15 protein-coding genes are annotated in these 20,343 nt (G+C 59.0%); 11 read left to right on the top strand and 4 right to left on the bottom strand.

Annotation, left to right across the window (positions count from 1 at the left end):
* Positions 1–77 precede the first annotated feature (77 nt).
* Positions 78–335 (bottom strand): hypothetical protein, encoded by a 258-nt coding sequence (locus tag VA597_RS16675; protein ID WP_326974890.1) that lies wholly within the window; start codon positions 333–335, stop codon positions 78–80.
* A 266-nt stretch (positions 336–601) separates the two neighbouring features.
* Here VA597_RS16675 and VA597_RS16680 point away from each other — a divergent pair, with 266 nt between their 5' ends.
* From VA597_RS16680 to VA597_RS16705, 6 genes are all read left to right on the top strand, one after another.
* On the top strand, positions 602–1,645 hold the full coding sequence (locus VA597_RS16680) for a sugar phosphate nucleotidyltransferase (protein ID WP_128744003.1): 1,044 nt from the start codon (positions 602–604) through the stop codon (positions 1,643–1,645).
* Between the two features lie 14 nt (positions 1,646–1,659).
* Positions 1,660–2,616 carry a ribose-phosphate diphosphokinase gene (locus tag VA597_RS16685; protein ID WP_128744004.1) on the top strand — a complete coding sequence of 319 codons (957 nt, stop codon included), beginning with the start codon at positions 1,660–1,662 and terminating at the stop codon, positions 2,614–2,616.
* Positions 2,617–2,714: 98 nt separating this feature from the next.
* The gene (gene pth / locus VA597_RS16690; protein WP_128744005.1) at positions 2,715–3,329 is read left to right on the top strand and encodes an aminoacyl-tRNA hydrolase; all 615 of its coding nucleotides are present in this window, start codon (positions 2,715–2,717) and stop codon (positions 3,327–3,329) included.
* 51 nt (positions 3,330–3,380) lie between these two features.
* Positions 3,381–3,839 (top strand): DUF3592 domain-containing protein, encoded by a 459-nt coding sequence (locus VA597_RS16695; protein ID WP_326974891.1) that lies wholly within the window; start codon positions 3,381–3,383, stop codon positions 3,837–3,839.
* 11 nt (positions 3,840–3,850) lie between these two features.
* A complete protein-coding gene (gene mfd, locus VA597_RS16700; RefSeq protein WP_128744007.1) occupies positions 3,851–7,318 on the top strand; it encodes a transcription-repair coupling factor in 3,468 nt (1,155 codons plus the stop codon).
* Between the two features lie 122 nt (positions 7,319–7,440).
* Positions 7,441–8,493, top strand: a complete 1,053-nt coding sequence (locus VA597_RS16705; RefSeq protein ID WP_128744008.1) for a peptidyl-prolyl cis-trans isomerase — start codon at positions 7,441–7,443, stop codon at positions 8,491–8,493.
* A gap of 261 nt (positions 8,494–8,754) precedes the next feature.
* Here VA597_RS16705 and VA597_RS16710 read toward each other — a convergent pair whose 3' ends face one another.
* Entirely contained in the window at positions 8,755–9,930 is a 1,176-nt protein-coding gene (locus VA597_RS16710) for a hypothetical protein (protein WP_128744009.1), read from the bottom strand.
* Positions 9,931–10,055: 125 nt separating this feature from the next.
* Between VA597_RS16710 and VA597_RS16715 the strand changes: the two genes are divergently transcribed.
* Both VA597_RS16715 and VA597_RS16720 read left to right on the top strand, forming a co-directional pair.
* Positions 10,056–10,328 (top strand): Smr/MutS family protein, encoded by a 273-nt coding sequence (locus VA597_RS16715; RefSeq protein WP_243112553.1) that lies wholly within the window; start codon positions 10,056–10,058, stop codon positions 10,326–10,328.
* Between the two features lie 24 nt (positions 10,329–10,352).
* A complete protein-coding gene (locus VA597_RS16720; RefSeq protein ID WP_128744010.1) occupies positions 10,353–11,096 on the top strand; it encodes a DUF1287 domain-containing protein in 744 nt (247 codons plus the stop codon).
* Between the two features lie 2,116 nt (positions 11,097–13,212).
* Here the strand turns inward: VA597_RS16720 and VA597_RS16725 are convergent.
* Together VA597_RS16725 and VA597_RS16730 are read right to left on the bottom strand one after the other, a co-directional pair.
* Entirely contained in the window at positions 13,213–14,220 is a 1,008-nt protein-coding gene (locus tag VA597_RS16725; protein ID WP_128744011.1) for a glycosyltransferase family 2 protein, read from the bottom strand.
* 20 nt (positions 14,221–14,240) lie between these two features.
* The gene (locus VA597_RS16730; protein ID WP_243112554.1) at positions 14,241–16,727 is read right to left on the bottom strand and encodes a YfhO family protein; all 2,487 of its coding nucleotides are present in this window, start codon (positions 16,725–16,727) and stop codon (positions 14,241–14,243) included.
* 152 nt (positions 16,728–16,879) lie between these two features.
* Here VA597_RS16730 and yfbR point away from each other — a divergent pair, with 152 nt between their 5' ends.
* From yfbR to VA597_RS16745, 3 genes are all read left to right on the top strand, one after another.
* Positions 16,880–17,464 carry a 5'-deoxynucleotidase gene (gene yfbR, locus VA597_RS16735; protein WP_128744013.1) on the top strand — a complete coding sequence of 195 codons (585 nt, stop codon included), beginning with the start codon at positions 16,880–16,882 and terminating at the stop codon, positions 17,462–17,464.
* A gap of 185 nt (positions 17,465–17,649) precedes the next feature.
* Complete coding sequence (locus tag VA597_RS16740; protein WP_326974892.1) at positions 17,650–18,858, top strand: LCP family protein; 1,209 nt, start codon at positions 17,650–17,652, stop codon at positions 18,856–18,858.
* A 155-nt stretch (positions 18,859–19,013) separates the two neighbouring features.
* Positions 19,014–20,300 carry an aminotransferase class I/II-fold pyridoxal phosphate-dependent enzyme gene (locus tag VA597_RS16745; protein ID WP_128744014.1) on the top strand — a complete coding sequence of 429 codons (1,287 nt, stop codon included), beginning with the start codon at positions 19,014–19,016 and terminating at the stop codon, positions 20,298–20,300.
* Positions 20,301–20,343: the final 43 nt, after the last annotated feature.

Here is a 20,343-nt window from a genome sequence, read left to right on the forward strand (position 1 = left end):
ATGCTATATGTTTTTCCTAATCACAGGCATTATTTTTTCCCTTGTTTCCTAAAAAATTCCGGTGTGGGGCCGGAAAGTCAGCCCAGCAGGAACTTTGCGTACGCGGCGTCCGCCCGCCGGACCAGGATGACATAATAATCCTTAATGGAAGGCCCTCCCCGGGAGAGGCCCCCGCTCCTTCCTCCCAAGAAATTCATGGAAAACCGGAGCGAATTGTTTCTGGTCTTCGCCTTGAATTTCATCCCGCCTTCCCGCAGCATAATCTGTTTTCTGAGATATTCTTCATAATCCGTGCTGAGGTAAACCTCAACCCAATCCGCATCAAACAGTTTCATGGAGCATCTCCCTTCTTTCGGAACACGGACCGGGTTTAACCGCAAATCCTGATTACCATTTATATCCATTTTCTGGTTCTATTTTATTTCATACAAGGGAAATAGTCAAATCATTTTTAACAGGAAGCCGCAAGAAATTTAACATATGGCCTGAAATAGCTTGAAAAAAAAAATGAATATGAGATAATAGTAGCGAAAGAGACATGGAACGCAATACAGCAAATATGCAGAAAAATGCAGACCCCATAGGTTACGGAGGAATCAGCATGCCACAGGAAAACTGCGCCGTGATTCTGGCTGCGGGAGAAGGAAAACGGATGAAGCGGGACTATCCGAAGGCCCTCGCCCCCGTTCTTTTCAAGCCGATGCTGGAATGGGTCCTCGACTCCGTGAAAGCGGCTGGGATCGGGCGTCTGTGCGTCGTAACCGGCCATCTGCACGAACAGGTGGAACGGTTTGCGGCCGCATACGACCGCAGCATTCAAATCGCTTACCAGCCGCAGCGGAGGGGCACCGGGCACGCCGTGATGATGGCGGCCGATTTTTTGCGCTCAAACGCGGGTTCGGACGTTTTGATCCTGAACGGGGACTCCCCGCTGATCAGCTCAAAGGATATTCAGAAAGCGCAGGGAGCTCACCGTGAAAAAAGCGATGCCGTAACGGTCATTTCGGCGGAAGTCCCGGACCCCGCCGGGTACGGGCGCATCGTGCGCGACCCGCAGACCGGATCTCTCGCCGCCATTGTGGAGCAGAGGGACGCCTCCCCGGAAGTCCGAAGGATCCGGGAAATTAACTCCGGAGCATACTGGTTCCGAGCTGAAGACCTGCTCGGAATCCTTTCAGATATCAGGGACGACAACACGCAGGGGGAATACTATCTGACGGACGCCGTCCGCCTCCTGATCGAGCGGGGCAAAAAAGCGGGCGCCTGCAAGGCCGGCAGCGCGGATGCGGTGCTGGGCGCCAACGACTGCCTTCAGCTCTCGGAGCTGAACCGCATCGCGCGGGAAAAAATTCTGACCGCTCTCCTTCTGCAGGGGGTCGATATTCCCTGCAGGGACGGAGTCGTCATCGGACCGGACGTCGCCGTCGGCCGGGGCGTCAGCATCCTGCCTGGAACGATCCTCCGGGGCAGGACATCGGTGGGGCCCCGCTGTGTGATCGGCCCCAATACCGTCGTGACGGACTGCGCGGTCGGCGAAGGCGCGGTCCTTAATTCCGTACAGTGCAGCGGCTGCACCATAAAGCCTGGGCAGACCGTTGCTCCTTATACCACCATGACCGAAAAAGCAAAGACAGACAAAAAATAGGGGGATAAACACAAATGAGTTTTCATGGGAAAGACATCAAAATCTTTGCCGCCAGCGCAAGCCGGGAAACGGCTGAAAAGATCGCCAAATGTTTGGGGCTTCCGCTGGGCAGAAGCGATGTCGGCACGTTCAGCGACGGTGAAATATCGGTCTCCATCTACGATTCGGTCCGCGGTTCCGACTGCTTCATTGTTCAGTCCACCTGCGCGCCCGTCAACAACAACCTGATGGAGCTGCTGATTATGATCGACGCCATGAAGCGCGCTTCCGCGGCGAGGATCACCGCCGTCATTCCTTATTTCGGCTACGCCCGCCAGGACCGCAAGGCGAAGGCGCACGACCCCATTACGGCAAAGCTCTGCGCCGACCTGCTGACCACGGCCGGGGCGAACCGGGTCCTGACCATGGACCTGCACGCGTCGCAGATCCAGGGGTTTTTCAACATCCCGGTCGACCATCTGCTGGGGGTGCCCCTGCTCGCCTCCCACATGAAGGAGCTGATTGCCGGGCACGCCGATGAATATGTTGTGGTCTCCCCCGACCTCGGCTCCGTCACACGGGCGCGCAATTTTGCCAGCCGCCTCGGGGTCCCGCTCGCCATCGTGGACAAACGCCGGCAGAAGGCGAACGTCTGCGAAGTCATGAACATCATCGGCAATGTGAAGGGCCAGAAGGTCATCCTGGTCGACGACGTGGTCGACACCGCCGGCACGCTCTGCAACGCGGCCCAGGCGATCATGGACAGCGGCGCCCTGCAGGTCACGGCCTGCGCGACGCACGGCGTGCTCTCCGGGCCCGCGATCGAGCGGATCCAGAACAGCCCGATCAAGAATCTCTTCCTGCTCAGCACCATTCCGATCCCGAAGGAAAAAATGCTGCCGAATATGACGGTCCTCTCCGTCGCTCCGCTGTTTGCCGAAGCGATCGACCGCATTTACGAGGACAAACCGGTATCCCCCATGTTTGTCTGATTGACTTGCGGCCGGGCGGCTTTTCTGCGTTCTAAGGCGGGGCGGATCATCCGTCCCGCCCGTTTCCGTATTCTTCTTTACGATTTTAGGAGTGTGCCATGCTGAACAATCTGTTCCACATCCGGCCGCAGCCGGCCGGTCAGGCGGAATACCTGGTGGTCGGCCTCGGCAATCCGGGCCCCAAATACGAGGAGACCCGCCACAACGCCGGATTCATGGCCGTCGATTACATCGCCGGGCAGGCCGGCGCGACCATCGACCGGCTGAAATTCAAAGGGCTCTGCGCCCCGGCGCGGATCGGCGGAAAAAACGTGCTGCTGCTAAAACCCGGAACCTACATGAACCTGAGCGGCCAGAGCGTGGTGGAAGCGATGGGCTTCTACCATATTCCCCCGGAAAAGGTCATCGTGCTGTACGACGACATCAGCTTCCCTCCGGGAAAGCTGCGCATCCGCTTAAAGGGCAGCGACGGCGGGCAGAACGGGATGAAGAACATCATCTATCTCACCGGCAGCGACCGTATTCCGCGCATCCGGCTCGGCACCGGCGACCGGCCGGACCGGCGGTGGGACCTCGCGGACTGGGTCCTTTCGCGCTTTTCGCCGGAGGACCGCAAGCGGTTCGATGAGGCGGTCGCACGCGCGAACGACGCCGTCGCCCTGATGGTGCAGGGCAAAGCGGCGGATGCGATGAATCTTTACAACGGGAATTGACCTGCCCGGCTGTCCGCTTCTAATGCGGCTGAAACGCAGGGGGAGGATCGCATGCATTTTTTTAAAACTGTTTTTTCACCTAAAACTATCATGGAATGCTTTTCGCTGGCTTTGCGATTCGTCGGCGCGGCCTATGCCGTGATAGGCGCGGTTTCCGCCGATTTCGCCGATCTGGAGATCGGCGCGGTACTTTTGCTTCTCGCCCTGTGCCTATGGCTCGTTGCAAACATGCACAACAAAAAGGTAGAAATTCTGAGGGAGAACGGCTTTCGCGTTCAGGCCAGAATCCGTTTCATCCGTAAGTATTGGCTGACCGGCATTTCATGCGGGGCACAAAGGCACCCCTGGCGCTTTTTCTATGAATACAAATACGGCGGGGAAAGTTATCGAGGACGCAGCGACCTGCTGTGGGAACACCCGGATTTTGGGTCCGGCGATCCGGTAACCGTTTTGATCGATGAAAACAATCCCGAAAAAAGCTGCCCCGATTTCATTCCCGCATTCAAATAAAGGGGATTTTCATGGAATTTCTGACAAACGCGATCCGCGGACTCAAGGAATTTTCAGACCTGGAAGCCGCGGTTGACAGCCGGGCGCTGCCGGCCGCGGTGACCGGTGTCTCCGGGGTCCACAAGGCAAATATCATCTATTCGCTCTGCGCCGACCTGCGGCGCAGGGCTTTTGTCGTCGCGGGCGACGAACCGGAGGCGCAGCGGCTTTGCTCCGACCTCGCGGCAATGGGCCTGAAGCCTCTGTTCTACCCGGCGCGCGACTTTTCCTTTCATGACGCGGAGGGCAGTTCGCACGAATACGAGCATCAGAGGCTGCAGGTACTGGAACGCATCCTCTCCGGCGGCTGCGACGCGGTCGTCTGCTGCATCGACGCCGCGCTGCAGCTCACCATCCCGCCCGCAGAGCTGAAACGCCGCACCGCCGTGCTCGAGGCGGGAAAAAGCGTACCGATGGAACGGGTGCTGGAAGCTCTTTCCGCGTGCGGCTATGAGCGGGCCGTGCAGATCGAGGGCGCGGGGCAGTTCGCGTCGCGCGGCGGAATCCTGGATTTCTATCCCCCGGGCGGCGAAGCGCCGGTCCGCGCGGAATTTTTCGGGGAAGAGATCGATTCGCTGTCGCTGTTCGACCCAATCTCCCAGCGGCGGACCGAGAACATCCAAAGCGCCGTGATCGAACCGGCGGCGGAAGCGCTGATCGAACATCCCCGGGTCCTGGCGGAACGGATCCGGAAGCTCGCCGGCGAGCTGCGGGGGAAAACCGCCCCGGCGGCCAAAGCCGTCCTGAACGAACAGGCCGGCAAGCTGGAAAACGGTCTGCGCCTGGGCTGCGCGGATAAATTTCTTCCCCTTCTGTACGGGGAAAAGGCGACGCTTTTCAGTTATCTGACGGATGACGCCCTGCTGTTTGTCAGCGAACCGGTCAAATCGCGCGAGCGGATGCGCGGCGCGCTGTGGCAGTGGGGCGAGGACCTGAAGGACCTGTTCTCCGACGGGACGCTCTGCCGCGGCCTGGACAGCTACAGCGGGGACTGGGCCTCGGCTCTTGCGGCGTTTGAACGCTTCGGCGCGGTCTATCTGGACGCCTTCGTTCACGGCGGCTACGAAACGCCGGTGCGCTCCCTCATCGGCATGAGCGCGCGCCAGCTTTCCACCTGGGGCGGCAGCATCCAGCTCCTGGCCGAGGACCTGCAGAACATGCTCGCGAACCGCTGGGCCTGCGCCGTGCTGTGCGGCTCCGACCGCGCGGCGCGCACCGTCGCCGCGGATTTGCAGGTCAAGGGGATCAACGCGGCGTTTGTGGAAAGCCCGGTCAGGATCGAACGCGGCGAGGTGGTCGTGACCATCGGCGCGCTGTCCGGCGGTCTGGAATACCCCGGCGCCTTCTTCGGCCTGATCACGCACGGGCGCGCGGCGCTTCCCCATGTGAAAAAAGCCAAAAAGAAAAAGAGCGGCGAGGCGGTTTACAGCATTTCCGACCTGACGCCCGGGGACTACATCGTCCACGCCACACACGGCATCGGCGTCTTTGAAGGGATCCATAAAATCGACATGAACGGCGTCGTCAAGGACTACATCAAGGTGCGGTACGCAAAAAGCGACCTTCTGTACGTCCCGGTGACGCAGCTCGACATGGTGTCCAAATACATCGGCCCGCGGGAGGACGCCAACGTCCGCCTGAGCCGCCTGGGCGGCAGCGACTGGCAGAAGGCGAAGGCCCGGGTGCGGCGCGCGGTCAAGGATATCGCGGACGACCTGATCCGGCTTTACGCCCAGCGGATGCAGGCCCAGGGGCACGCGTTCGCCCCGGACTCGGAATGGCAGCACGACTTCGAGGCCCATTTCGAGTTCGACGAGACGGAGGACCAGCTGCGCTGCATCGAGGAGATCAAGGCGGACATGGAAAAAAGCGCGCCGATGGACCGGCTCCTGTGCGGAGACGTCGGGTTCGGCAAGACGGAGGTGGCGCTGCGCGCCGCGTTCAAATGCATCACGGATTCCATGCAGTGCGCGATGCTGGTGCCGACCACGATCCTCGCCTGGCAGCACTACCAGACCATCACCCGGCGCATGGAGGGCTTCCCCATCCGCGTCGAGCTGCTTTCGCGTTTCCGGACGCCGAAGGAGCAGGAAGAAATCATCAGGAAACTTGAGCGCGGCGAAATCGACATGGTGGTCGGAACGCACCGCCTGATCTCCAAGGACGTCGAATTCCGCAATCTGGGCCTCATCATTGTCGATGAGGAGCAGCGCTTCGGCGTCGCGCAGAAGGAGCGTCTGAAATCGCGGTACAAGGACGTGGACGTCCTCACGCTCTCCGCGACGCCGATTCCCCGCACGCTCAACATGGCGCTGTCCGGCATTCGGGACATGAGCGTGATCGAAGAGGCGCCGCACGACCGGCACCCCGTTCAGACCTATGTGCTGGAACACGACGACGGCATCATTTACGAAGCCATCCGCCGCGAGCTGCGGCGCGGCGGGCAGGTTTACTACCTGCACAACGACGTGGGGAGCATCCAGCGCGCCGCCGCGAAGATTCAGGAGGCGATCCCGGAAGCGAAGGTCGGATTCGGCCACGGAAAAATGAATGAGCAGGAGCTTTCGGAGGTCTGGCGGCGCCTGATCGAGCAGGAAATCGACGTCCTGGTCTGCACCACGATCATCGAGACCGGCGTGGACGTGCCGAACGTCAACACGCTGATTATTGAAAACGCCGACCACATGGGCCTTTCGCAGCTGCACCAGATCCGCGGCCGCGTCGGGAGGTCCAGCCGCCGGGCGTTCGCCTACCTGACCTTCAAGCGGGACAAGGCGCTTTCCGAAATCGCGCAGAAGCGCCTGTCCGCCATCCGCCAGTTCACGGAGTTCGGCTCCGGGTTCAAGATCGCGATGCGCGACCTGGAGATCCGCGGGGCGGGCAACATCCTCGGCGGAGAACAGCACGGGCACATGGAGGCCGTCGGCTACGACATGTACCTGCACCTGCTGGCCGAGGCCGTCGGCCGCGCCAAGGGCGAAACGGTGCAGGAGTACGGCGAGGAATGCCTGGTCGACATGCAGGTCACCGCCCACATCCCGGAAAGCTATATTTCCGACCTGAACCAGCGGCTCGACATCTACCGGCGCATCGCGGACATCCGCACGCGCGAGGACGCGCTCGACGTCACCGACGAGCTGATCGACCGCTTCGGCGAACCGCCGGCCAGCGTAAACGGCCTGGTCGACATCGCGCTGCTGCGCAACGTCGCCTCCCGCCTCGGCATCCGCGAAGTCCGGCAGCAGGAAAACACGCTGTTCCTCTATTCCGACCGCATCGACATGAAAAGGATCGGCGCTCTGGTGTCCGCCCTGCGGGGCCGCGTGCTGCTCAACGCCGGGGCCAAGCCCTATGTCAGCGTGAGGATCGCCCAAAACGAGACTCCCCTGCAGACGCTTTCCCAGGCCCTGAAGCTGATGGAGGCCCCGCCGGAAGGATGAAGGCCGGATGAGAAAACCGGCCAGGATGAAAAAAGCATGGACAGCCCACCCGAAAAAGTGTATAATTGCAATAATCCATCAAACGCCGCAGGAAGAATGTTAAGAATATCGGAGTGTGTCATATGAAAAAAATAAAAAAGATCGCCGCGCTGCTCCTCGCCGCGGTCATGCTGGCCTCCACAGCCGCATGTTCCTCCGACAAGAGCTGGTGTGCGAAAAACGACAGCCTGACCGTGCCGGTCGGGAGTTATATTTACTATCTCTACTCCGCGTACGCAAGCGCCTCTTCCAAAGTGCCGGACTCCACCAAGGCCGTGCTGGACCAGAAGATCGACAGCAAGGACGCCGCGACCTGGATCCGCGAAAAGGCGCTGAATTCCGCCAAATCGCTGTTCGTCATCGACAAGAAAATGAAGGACCTGAAGCTGACCCTGACGGACGCCGAGAAATCCACCATCAAGACCAGCACGGACAACTTCTGGAACAGCTACGGAAGCACGCTGGAGGAATACGGCGTCGCGAAGAGCTCCTACGAGCTGGCAGCCGCCGAATACGGAACGAAATATCAGAAGGTCTTTAACGCCGTTTACGGCAAGGGCGGGTCCAAGGCGGTTTCGGACAATGAGCTGAAAAGCTTTTTTGAGAAGAACTACACCGATTTCTCTTACGTGCTGTGCAAGCTGTACAAGACGGATTCCAGCGGAAATTATTCCGCTTCGTTCTCCGACACCGAAAAGAAAAAGGCCGAGGCCCAGTTCAACGATTACGCTTCCAAGATCAAAGCCGGGACCATGACGCTTCAGCAGGCGGCCGACGCTTACAAATCCGCCGATCCGGACATTTCGGTCCAGACAGAAACCGTCGATCTCAAGACCAACACGCAGGGATACCCGGACGATCTGGTAAAGATACTGGACGGCATGAAGGCCGGAGAAACCAAGGCGGCGGAGATCTCGGACGGTTACCTGTATCTGTTGGCAACAAAGAACGACATCACGAAAAAGACCGAGGAGCAGATGAAAACCGACAGCGGGCGCAGCGGCCTTCTCGCCGATTACAAGGGGCAGGAATTCTCCGACGAAATTTCCAAGGAAGCCGATTCCATCAGCGGCGTGACCGTAAACGAAAAAGCGGTCAATTCCTATAATCCGTCGATGTTCGTGACGGAGGAGTAATTGCTGAAGCATCTAAAAGGACCGGCCCATATGGGCCGGTCCTTTTAGATGTTATTTTAATTATCTGTATTGGAGGAACTTATAAGCATTTTAAAAGGAAAACGATTATTTCTTTGGTTAGTGTTAGCTAACCTCTGTGACTTCAGTTTACCATCACTCAGCCGTTCTGTCAAGGCTTTTCCTGAAAATTCGCTCTTTTTTATAGAAAAGCGCTCCGCCAGGCAGAGGCAGCGCGGCAAATGAACGCTGCCTGTTTCCTCGTCAGTACAGCACGACCGTGCCGTCCTTCACCGCGCAGCGGCATTCATAGCTCTTCTGACTGCCGGTCTGCGCATCGTAGACGGAATTGAATTCAAAGGAATCCTTCCCGTCGGTCAGAAGGTAGCGCGCGATGAGGAACCGGTCGTCCACGCAGGTGACGAATTTGCCGAGGTCGCTCGGAAATTTCGCGTCCACTCCGGAGTTCATGACGCCGGCCACTTTGCAGAAGCCGTCGGCCTCCGTGATGCGGTAGGCGCGCCCGCCCTGCGGGTCGATGCTGAACATCGCGTCTTCCTCCTCCTGCCCAAGGCTGAGCGTCGCGGCGACCGACTTTCTGCCGCTGCGCTTGTCATAGGCGCACAGGCGCTGGTCCCCGGTCGGGAAATAGCGCGCCCGGAAGTAGAGGCTGCGGCCGTCCATCCCGGCATAGCGCACCAATCCGCTGGTTCCCGCACTGAGAATCAGTTCCAGCGGGACGCGCTCCTCCCCCGCCTTGACCGAAACGATCAAATCCAGCAGGGGGCAGAGCCAGACGTTGTCGTTGACTTCGTCCCCCAGCCAGCGCATATTGCGAAAACATTTGAGCTTTTCCTCTTCGTTCCCGTGCGGCTGGAGGACCAGAATCTGACGCTCGCCGTCCAGATCATAGGAAATCAACCCGGCGGCGTTTCCATTGCAGATACGCGGGTCCCTGACGTAGTAATACCGCCCCTCGTCCAGATCGTACAGATAGGCCACGCGGGAGAAGCCGGTCAGTTTTTTGTATTCGCGGAACAGACGGCGGTGGCGTTCGTTCGCGCAGGTATATAAGATCACGTGGCTTTCGTCGAGCGCGCGGCATTCGGCAAAGGCGCCGATGAAATTCAGCCGGGCCATGCTTTTCTCCGCTCCGGTATTCTTGTCCACCCGCAGAATCCAGACCGTGCTTTCGCCGGATTCCATCACGACGACGATGTCCTCCGGAAAGCTGAAAAAGTGCTGCACATAAGCCGGGTCGGTTAAAAAGTAGTTCGCGATAATGCGTTCCCGGTGCGTTTTCAGGTTGTATTCCAGAAGGAAAAGGCTGTTGTGCCCCTCCTCCGATTTTTCTTCGGCGTAATAGATCCTGTCCGCTTCAAATTCAATCAGCGAAACATTGCTGCTGGTAAACAGATTCCGCAAATCAACCACTTTCACCGGTCTCACCCCCGACCTTTTCATTATATCAGAAACCATCGAAAAATCCAATTCCGCATTGCCCGCTCAGGGCCTTTTTTTCTCATTTCATGCTATAATAGGAATCATCAGGGAGATGAAACGCCGTGCATGTGGTAAAAGCGAACTCAATGCTCGAAGTGGACCTTCACGGACTGACCGCGGAGGACGCGAAGCGCCGACTGGAACATCTTCTTTCGAGCGCCGGACCGGAGGTCAAGGAGGTCCGGGTCATTCACGGCTACAACTCCGGGCAGGCCCTGCGCGACATGGTCCGCCTGAGGCTGAAGCATCCGCGCATCGCCTCCAAGCTCGTCACGCTGAATCCGGGGGAAACCAGGCTTCTGCTCCTTCCCCCGGAGAAAAAGAAGGGCCGCTGACGGCGGTTCAGGGGGGATTTTCCGATGCTTCACCGAAACCGGGCGTTTCTCTTTTCCGTACTCGCGGTGCTTGCCTGCGGGGCTTTTCTCGCCGTTTTCTGGCTGCGGCCTCAGCCCGGTGGCGGAGCCCGCCCCGGAAAAAGCGGGGCGTCCTCGAAGGCAGCGTATTACACGGCGGCGGATTTCGGAATCCAAACCGTCCACAGCCCCGTTGATTTCAATCAGAACGGAACGGACGATTACACCGACCTTCTGCTCGGGGCGCGCGGGGACGCGGAAAACATGCCGGAATACGACAATTCCTATTATCAGGGCGGGTATCCGCCGGACGGTTCCGGCGCCTGCACGGACCTCGTCTGGCGCGCGTTCCGGAACGCCGGGTACTGCCTGAAGGACATGGTGGACCGGGATATCGCGGAACACGCGTCCGACTACCCCGTCAACGGGAAGCCGGACCCGAACATCGACTTCCGGAGGACGGCGGATCTGAAAATCTATTTTGAGCGGCACGCCGTCTCCCTGACGACGGACCTGAAGCAGACCGCCGAGTGGCAACCCGGCGACATCGTCACGTTCGGGACCCACCACATCGGGATCATTTCCGACCGCCGGGACAAGGACGGCGTTCCCTTCCTGATCCACAACGCGGGCCAGGCGGAGCGCGAGGAGGATGTGCTGGCGCACTACGGCGAAATCAGCGGGCATTTCCGGTTCGACGCGAGCCGGCTGGACAAAAACGAACTGATTGCGTTCGATTCATCGAAATGAGGAGGCCTCTTTGCGCTCAGGCCGCGCGGGGCCGTTTTTTCTGGCCTGTGGCCCGGTGGCTCTTAACCTTTTATTTCTTCTGATTTTCTCTTTTGCGCTCGGGCCGCGCAGGGACGCACAGCGTCTTTTGCGCCTACGGCGGTCGCGACTTCAGCCTTTTTTGCGAACAGGCCGCGCAGGCCCGTTTTTTCTGGCCTATGGCCCGGTGGCTCTTAACCTTTTATTTCTTCTGATTTTCTCTTTTGCGCTCGGGCCGCGCGGGCCCATACTTTCGTAATCAGACGAAAGTACGCAAAGCCTGAGTCGGGGGGAACTTCAACTTCCCAACGGGAGGGGCACCTAAACGTTCCCCCCGACGCCCCCCGGCACCTGTCATGCAAAACGGTTCCGTTATCAAGCGAGTGATTCCCATTGGACGTTCCCAATCTTACGCCAAATGTAAAAAGGAAGCTCTCTGAAAATTTTCAGCTTTCTTTTACAACACCCTATGGCATCAGCTTTTCAGCCCCCGTCGTCAATGAAAAGCTGTTGTTAGAAGAACAGAAAAAATTTTCTTGACGGCTCCCGGGGGGTGTTAGGGGGACCATCCGGTCCGGACGTGCCTACGGCATACCCGGCTGAGAAAACATCGTCGCTTCCCTGTTTTTTCGCCGCTCCGGGAACGTAAATCGTAGATGCAGCGGTACGCTGCCCCCACCCGTACTTTGCCTCCTTTCGGGCAGGCTGAGCCTGCATGCACGTTTTCCGCCCAGGGTTTGCTGAGTGGAAACCAAAGGAGAGCGCAAGACTGTTTCTGACTGCTGTCCATAGTCATGATCCGCCGTAGGCGAGTAAGACGCTGTGCGTCCCTGTCCGGCCTGAGGACAGAAAAAGAAAATAGAAGAAATAACAAGTGAAGAAGCCCCGGGCCGCAGTCCGAAAAGAGCGACCAGACCCGGCAGTTCCGGGAGAACCCTATCTCCGTCCCGCTAAACAAGGCAAGCGTGCAGGCTCAGCCTGCAATTTTATAGTTGAATTTTGGTAAATTAAGGATTATAATAGAATCGCAAGGTAAATAAAAAACGCAATGCAGGGATGGAGTGTGCAACCACCCCACCCCCTGCATACGGAGAGCCACCCTCCATATACCACGGAATTCACCGCGCATTGCAGGACCTATTATACTTCCTTTTTCTGTTTTTGTACAGGGGAAGGAAGGAGAAACACTTCTTTTTCCTCCTGTATCTGCGCGCGCGCCGGTGTATGGAATGACAAATTCCGTACCGGCGCTTTTTGTTGCCTTGCGGGCAACGATGACGTTGCATCCAACGGCCCACCGTTCAGCAAGCAGTGAAATGATCGGTTGAGACAGGTGGGACGGAGGAAGGAATCTCCCGACGGCACATTACGCCACTTTCAAAACCCCGGTTTCCAAAGCGTTGGGGAAAAAGCTGATGGACAGCTTTCCCCATGCCGTGGGCGCCGCAGGTGCGAACGGGTCGAATGGCCTGGGAGATTTCCGGAACCGTCCTGCCAAACCAAACCGCGAATTTTCGCCGTTCCGTCTGGCAGGCCGAAGGGTGCGGCGACACGCCGCCCGCCGGCGGAATTCCGAATGTATGTGAAAGAAGTATGAACGCGGAAAGTCCAGCCCATACCCGGCGCAGTGAGAGAGATTCCGCCGGCAAAAAAAGGGAGCGGAGCGTCCAATCGGGCGCTTCGCTCCCGATTTTTATTAACAATCCGTTGAATCACTTCGTCATAATACGGAAGGCAGTATTTTACCTCAGGCTGGACGTAGACGTGCAAACATCTTTTACGCTACCGGTTTCTTTTCAAATACTCTGTGGCCATAGCTTTGGAGCCCCGTCGTCAATGGGAAGCAGTCGTCTGATAACAGAACCGTTCTGCATGACAGGTGCCGGGGGTGCAGGAGGGACGGTTAGATACCCCTTTCGATGGGAATTTGAAGTCCCCCCTCTTTTATTCGTTTCAGCATTCCCCAATAGAGGGCTCCAAAGTTGAGATGTTAGATTCAATCAATTTGATTCTGATCTTCATGGTCGCGTAGCGCAATAGACGCTTTGCGTCCCTGCGCGGCCTGCGCGCAATGAAGAAACATAGAAGAAATTTTGGGTTAAAAGTCACCGGGCCTTGGGCCCGCAGAAAATCCGGCCGGATGGTCCGTGCCTTCCGGACCGGCGATGCGCTGTTCCTCGATCCGGTACCGCGGGCGGGCCTTTGTCTCCGCATAGATTTTGCCGATATACGTGCCGAGGACGCCCATGCCGAGGAGCACCAGCCCGCCGAGCAGCCACAGCGACCAGAACGCCGCGATCCAGCCCGCCCATCCGGCGGCAAAGTGGGCGATTCCCGCCCAGACGGTGCCGATCAGGCCGATCAGGGCCGTCAGCATGCCGAGGTTGAAAATCAGCTTTAACGGCTTCACGCTGAACGACGTGATGCCGTCCACGGCGAACGCGAGCATTTTTTTGAGCGGATATTTTGACTCCCCGGCGAACCGCTCGTGCCGGTCATAGGTGACGACCGCGCTGCGGTAGCCGATGAGCGGGACCAGCCCGCGCAGGAACAGGTTCACCTCGCGGTACTCCGAAAGCGCGTCCAGCGCCCGGCGGCTCATCAGGCGGTAATCCGCGTGGTTGTAGACCACGTCTACCCCCAAAACCGCCATGAAGCGGTAGAATCCGAGCGCCGTCGCGCGCTTGAAAGCCGTATCGGTTTCCCGCTTGTTCCTCACGCCGTACACCACGTCGCAGCCGTCCAGATATTTCCGCACAAACTCGTCGAGGACGTCGACGTCGTCCTGAAGGTCCGCGTCCAGGCTGACCGCGCAGTCCGCAAATTTCCGCGCGGTCATCAGCCCGGCCAGCAGCGCGTTCTGATGCCCCCGGTTGTGCGCCAGCTTGACTCCGCCGACCAGCTCGTTGCGCTCATTGAATTCCGAGATCAGCCGCCAGGTGGCGTCCCGGCTGCCGTCGTCCACAAGCAGCATCCTGCTTTTCGGGTCCGCCAGTCCGGCGGACATCATCGAACGCAGCTTTTCCGTCAGGCGTTTTACCGTTTCCGGCAGGACCTGTTCCTCATTGTAACAGGGGATGACAAGATAAACGACCGGTACCGACATGGGAACCTCCACCTTCGCTTTCAGTTTTTCATTTCTTCTTCCGGATTTTTTACATCCGGAACGGCGTGCGGCGGGGCCGGGAAAACCCTCCCCGCGGGGTGAGACAGGCGCGGCGCGCGCAGATGCACCACCCGATAGATTTTTCTCTTTTTTTTCTGCTGTCCGCGGTCATACCGCCGGGTCACGATATAATAGAACGCAAACAGGAGGATTCCGCCCGCCGTCGCCGCGGCGCCCAGGGCCAGACCGGGCGTTTTGTAGCTGAAACGGATCCGGGAGGTCCCCGCCGGGACCCGGACGGCCATGAAGCCGACGTTCACCTTGACGATTTCCGCCGGTTTTCCGTTGACCTCGACGGTCCAGCCGCCCTCCCACGGGACGCTGAAAAACACCAGGCTGCTTTTGTCCGACGTAAACTCCGCCGAGAACCCGCCGTTGTCCTCCGTGAAAGAGGCGCATGCCTGTGCCGCCCGCGCGGTGCAGTCCGAAAAATAAGCCTCCTGCGAATAGTCCTGGCCGTTGACGTCCAGGTGGGAAAGGCCCTTCGCGTTCTTCCCCACGTCCGCGTCCTCCAGAACCACGGCCTTGAGCAGCAGCAGATTCCGATCGTCCTCCGCCAGGCCGTTGTATTCGGAGCGCGTCACATAGCTGTCATAAGCAAAGCCCATCGGGACAAAATAGTCGTTGCGGTAGACGTCGCAGCCGTTCTGCGTCGCGTAATAGCTCCACCCCGGCATGGCGGCGGTCCCGTCCTCCCCGGTGAACTTCTTTCCGGAATCGACGGGGTCGAACAGCCAGAGACAGCTCGTCAGCCCCCGTAGGCCGTAGTATTTCACGTCCGGGCGGGAGCCGACGTCCCGCTGCACGCCGATTGTCGGGTAAAATTCCATGACCGAGCCCGGCACGATGCTGTGGAACGCCTGAATGCTTGGCTTCTGCCAATACATGGCCTGGTTGTCCATGCCGTCGAAAACGTCGATCCGGCTGAACTCATCGGAATCCGGCAGATTGATCTGATCCCCTTTATTAAGCGAATAGGGGATGATCCATTTGTGGGTGTCGTCGCTCTGCGTTTTGCCGAGCGCGATGAAATAGGCCGCGTAAACAACGGTAATCAGCGTGATGCCGCCCATCAGGTAATGGAGGAACTGTTTGCGGTTCCTCCGGTAAAAACGGAAGGACAGCGTGAAAAGCGCGATGCTCAAAAGAGCGACGGCCACGTAGGGCCAGAACCGGGTCGGGTAATCCTCCAGCCCGAAGACGGTCTTTCCCTCTGAGGTTTTGTTCGGCATCAGCCCGATCGGGAGCGCGATGCCCAGTGTGATCCCCAGCGTCCATTTGATCGCGCGGGGCCAGTCCGATCTGCGGTCCTGCAGCGCCAGAATGGTCGCCAGCGCCAGCATCAGCGTCAGCATATAGAACCAGCGCGCGTAGTAGGACATGTTGAACAGCTGGAACGCGGCGTTCAGGATCGGCACGAAGGCCATGAAAAACAGGATGCAGATGATCGTTTTCAGCCAGTGCTTTTTCCTCACCTGGACAAACGCGAACACCCCGCTCATGCCGACGAGCGGGAACCACGCGCCGAGCGAAGCCCACTTCGCCTCCGAATTCGGGGTGAAGTTCGGGCGCGCCGGAATGTCCGGCGGGAAGAAAAAGCACTCCAGAATGTGGATATACCGCTGGTTCCAGTCGTAGAGGAGGGTCCCCCAGCCGGAGGGCGGGTTGTCGACGCGCGGATTCTGCACCGCCGCCAGAACGGTCGGCACAAGAAGGACCGAAGCGCACAGAACGCCGAGGACCGCCTCGCAGGCCAGAAGCAGAAAATCGCGCACCGAAAGCGTCCAGTTACGGCTCAGGAGGCGGACAAACCAGTAGATCAGCAGGAATACAACCTGTCCCACAAAAAAGTACCAGTTGACCATCGCGCACAGGAAGACCGTCAGTGCGAACACCCCGCGCCGGCGCGAATCCATGTACTCGTCCAGCGCCCAGAGCATCAGCGGAAAAAAGACGATCGCCTCGTGAAAATGGTTAAAGAAAATATTGTAGATGGAAAATCCGGAAAACGCGTACAGCATGCCGCCGATCACGGCGTAATCCGGGTCGCGGACATACCGCCGCAGATAGTTGAACGCCGTGAGGCTCGCGCAGCCGAATTTCAGCATCAGCAGCGGGCCCATCAGATGCGGCACCATCCAGCTCGGGAACGGGATCGTCAGCCAGAAGAACGGGCTGCCCAGCAGGTAAAACGTATAGGACCCGATAAAATTCGCGCCGAGGTCCGTCGTCCAGCTCCAGCCGATATTCCCGCTCCGGACCGCGTCGTGGCACATCTGGTAGAAGGGGACCTGCTGGACGTTGTAATCACCGTAAAAGAGGAAATATCCGCCGTCGAACAGAATAAAAGGAATAAAAAAAAGAAAGGATACGGCAAGGCCGTAAAAAAAAGCCTTGTAAAAATATTCCCTTGTCCCGTTTCCCCTCAGACCGTGAATTTTACCCACTGCTCCGCCTCCCATGCACCTTATCGTTCCATATTATAACACACCGCCCTGCCGAAACAAGAAAGATTCCTGGAGAAATGATGAATTTTTTGTATTGAAAATATGAGAAAATACGGTATGATAAGAAGGTACGGGCAAAGGGGGACTGATTCGTGTTCCATTTTTTCGCCGTGCTGTCGCGCATGAAAAATATCAACCGCTGGGGCCTGATGCGAAACACCCGGCAGGAAAACCTGTGCGAGCACAGCTTTGAGACCGCCGTCATCGCGCACGCGCTTGCCGTCCTGCGCAACACCCGCTTCGACGGAAACGCCGACCCGGGCCGCGCCGCCGCGCTCGCCCTGTTCCACGACGCGCCGGAGATCATCACGGGGGACATGCCGACTCCCGTCAAATATTTCAGCCCGAAAATCCGCTCCGCCTACCGGGAGGTGGAATCCGTCGCGCGGGAGCGCCTGCTCGGCTTCCTGCCGGAGGACCTGCAGGGCGTGTACCGCCCGCTTCTGGGAGAAACCGCGGAACCCGGCGACGCGGAGCTGCTGAAGCTGGTCCGCGCGGCGGACAAGATCTCCGCGGTCATCAAGTGCGTGGAGGAAAAACGGATGGGAAACACGGAGTTCTGCCAGGCGGAAACGGCCCTTCGCAATTCGGTCAGGGAACTGCGTTTGCCGGAGGCGGACTGCTTCATGGAAGAATTCCTGCCCTCGTTCAGCCTGACGCTGGACGAACAGGAATAATTGGAAAATTTCCAGAAATTTTACAAAAAATAATTTTTTTCCGCAATCATAGAAAGCGGCCTTTTCTTTATACTATTACGGTTAAGGACGCACAGTTTCTTTCCGCGGACCTCCGATCAGGACGCGCCTGCGGCGGACGCACAGCGTCTTTTCGCGCCTACGGCGGACACGGCTTTGGCGCGGTTATGCTTTTCAGTCTGCGGTTCGTCCCGGGCACGCTTTCAGGGAAACTCTTTGCAAACACGGCTCGTTCCGCCGCCGGGAGTTTCTTCTCTCTGCGCCGCCCGGACAAAGCCACAGATTTCCACGTTCCGCACGGCGGGCCGAATCATGAAGGGATGGATGAAGTGAAAAGAAGAAGAAGGCACCTGCTCCGGAATATTTCCATTTTGGTCCTAAGTCTTTTGATGCTTACCGCGGGGGTCGGCTGCGTTTACGCCGACAGCCTGTTGAACAGAATCAACTTTGCCGATCCGCAGGAGGAAGAGCCGCAGTCGACCGGCTCCCTGTTTGAAACCAACTCCGGCGGCGGGACGGACAGCGCCAACGCCGGGCTCCTGGGCGGGCTGTACCATGACGACGCCATTACCAACATTCTGCTGCTCGGCGTGGACAATTACCAGAAAAACGACACGGGCCGCAGCGACAGCATGATGCTGGTTTCAGTGGATACGCGCCATAAAAAAATCAAACTGACCTCCTTTATGCGCGACCTGTATGTCGCGATTCCCGGCGTCGGCAGCAACCGCCTGAACGCCGCCTACAGCATGAACGGCGGCGGGGTCAAGGGGGCACAGGCTGTCGTGCGCACGCTCGAATCGAATTTCGGCGTGGATATCGACCGCTATGTCATTATAGACAATGACGCTTTTAATAAAATTATCGACCGGCTCGGCGGAGTCAAGATCACGCTGACGGCGGCGGAGGCCAAGCTGGTAAACCAGTATTCGGGGGATTCCAGGCGGAATCTGAAAGCCGGCACGTTCACGCTCAGCGGGGCGCAGGCCCATTATTATTCGCGCATCCGCGCGATCGGCGACGATTTCGAGCGCACGGAGCGGCAGCGCAAGGTGTTTTCCAGCATCGTCGATTCCCTGAAGGGCTCCAGCCTGCCGACGATCTACGGCGCGCTGGCCGATACGCTGAATCTCGTGACGACAAACATGACCAAATCGGAAATTCTGGCGATGGCATCGAATTCCCTCACGTACCTGAATTATCCGATCAGCCAGGACCGGGTGCCCGCGAACGATGAGTATACGTCTGAAACCGTGATGCTGGGCGGAACGGGGGCCGATGTTCTGGTTCCCATTCTCGACAAATGCAAAAAAGACATCGCATCCTTTATTTTCGAGAGCGATATTCCCGATAAGGTCTACAACAACGCGGGCTAACCGGCGCGTCGCCGGTCCCGGCGGCCCGCTGTTCAGTGCGCAGAAAAAGAGCAGTTCAGTTGAGCGGGACGGTATCAAGAAATCCCCCGACAGTCCAAGGCTTTAACCCGCGCGGCGATTCTGCCGCGCGGCTTTTTTCGAAAGGAGGCGGGCGCGTGTCCGCACCGCTCTATGAAGCATTGGTCCGGCACGCCGCCCTCGGGCGGGCATCCTTCCATACGCCGGGCCATAAAAACAATCCCGCCGCCCTCCCGGACGGCCTGTCCCGGCTCGATCTGACCGAGCTGCCGGATACCGGCAGCCTGTACGACGGCGGCGGTCCGGTCGAGCGGGCGGAAGAACTGGCCTCCTCCCTGTTCGGCACGGCGCGCACCTGTCTTTCCGCGGGGGGATGCACGCTGTGCGTCCAGGCGATGTTCCGCCTCGCCGCCCCGCACGGCGGAACAGTCCTCTGTGCCCGAAATGTCCACCGCAGCGCGGTCGGCGCGATGGCGCTGCTCGGGATCGAACCGGTCTGGGCGATGCCGGAGGATCTGGTCCATGCGGTGGACACCTGCGGAGCGGACGTGAAAGCCGTTTATGTCACCAGCCCGGATTATTACGGGCGGCTGCTCGACATCGCCGCGATTTCCGCGGCGTGCCGCAAAAAGGATCTTCCGCTTCTGGTTGACTGCGCGCACGGGGCGCACCTGATGTTTACCGAACCAAAGCTGCACCCGCTTCTCCGCGGCGCTTCCATGACCGCCGACTCCGCCCACAAGACGCTCGGCGTCCTGACCGGCGGAGCGTGGCTGAACATCGCGGACTCCCGCTTTGCAAAGGACGCGAAGGAGGCGATGGCCCTGTTCGGCTCCACCAGCCCTTCGTTTCCGGTTCTCGCCTCTCTCGACCTGTGCCGGGAGCGGCTGGAACGAAATTCCGGCGCCTTCCCTGTTCTGCAGGAGCGCGTGAGCCAAATCCGTTGCCTGGCCCGGTCGCGCGGGATTCCCTCGCCCGAAGGCCTCTGCGACCCGACGCGGCTGGCGCTGAAAACGTCGGAAATCGGGCTGGCCGGCATACAGGCCGCCGAGCGGTTCCGTGCCGCCGGCGTCGAGCCGGAGTATGCGGACCGCTCGTTCGTGATTTTCATCCCGACGCCGTTCAACACCGAAGCGGACTTTCTCCGGCTGGAACAGGCCGTCCGCCGGCTCCCCGCCGGGGATCCGCTTCCTGAAATTCCCTCTTTTCCGCCGCTCTGCCCTTCCGTCGTTCCCCTGCGGGAGGCGGCGCTGGCCGAAACCCGGTCTGCCCCGCTCTCCCGGGCCGCCGGAGAAACCGCCGCGCAGATCGCCTGCCCCTGTCCGCCGGGCATTCCCGTCGTCATGCCGGGCGAGCGGATTTCAAAAGAGGCGGCGGAGTTTCTGCGCGGCACTGGCATTTATGAAATAAAAGTGATAAAATAGAATAGAACAAAGTATTTCATCATCAGGATCTCACGAACGGGAG

The sequence above is a fragment of the Caproicibacter sp. BJN0012 genome (assembly GCF_035986805.1).
Classification (GTDB): Bacteria; Bacillota; Clostridia; order Oscillospirales; family Acutalibacteraceae; genus Caproicibacter.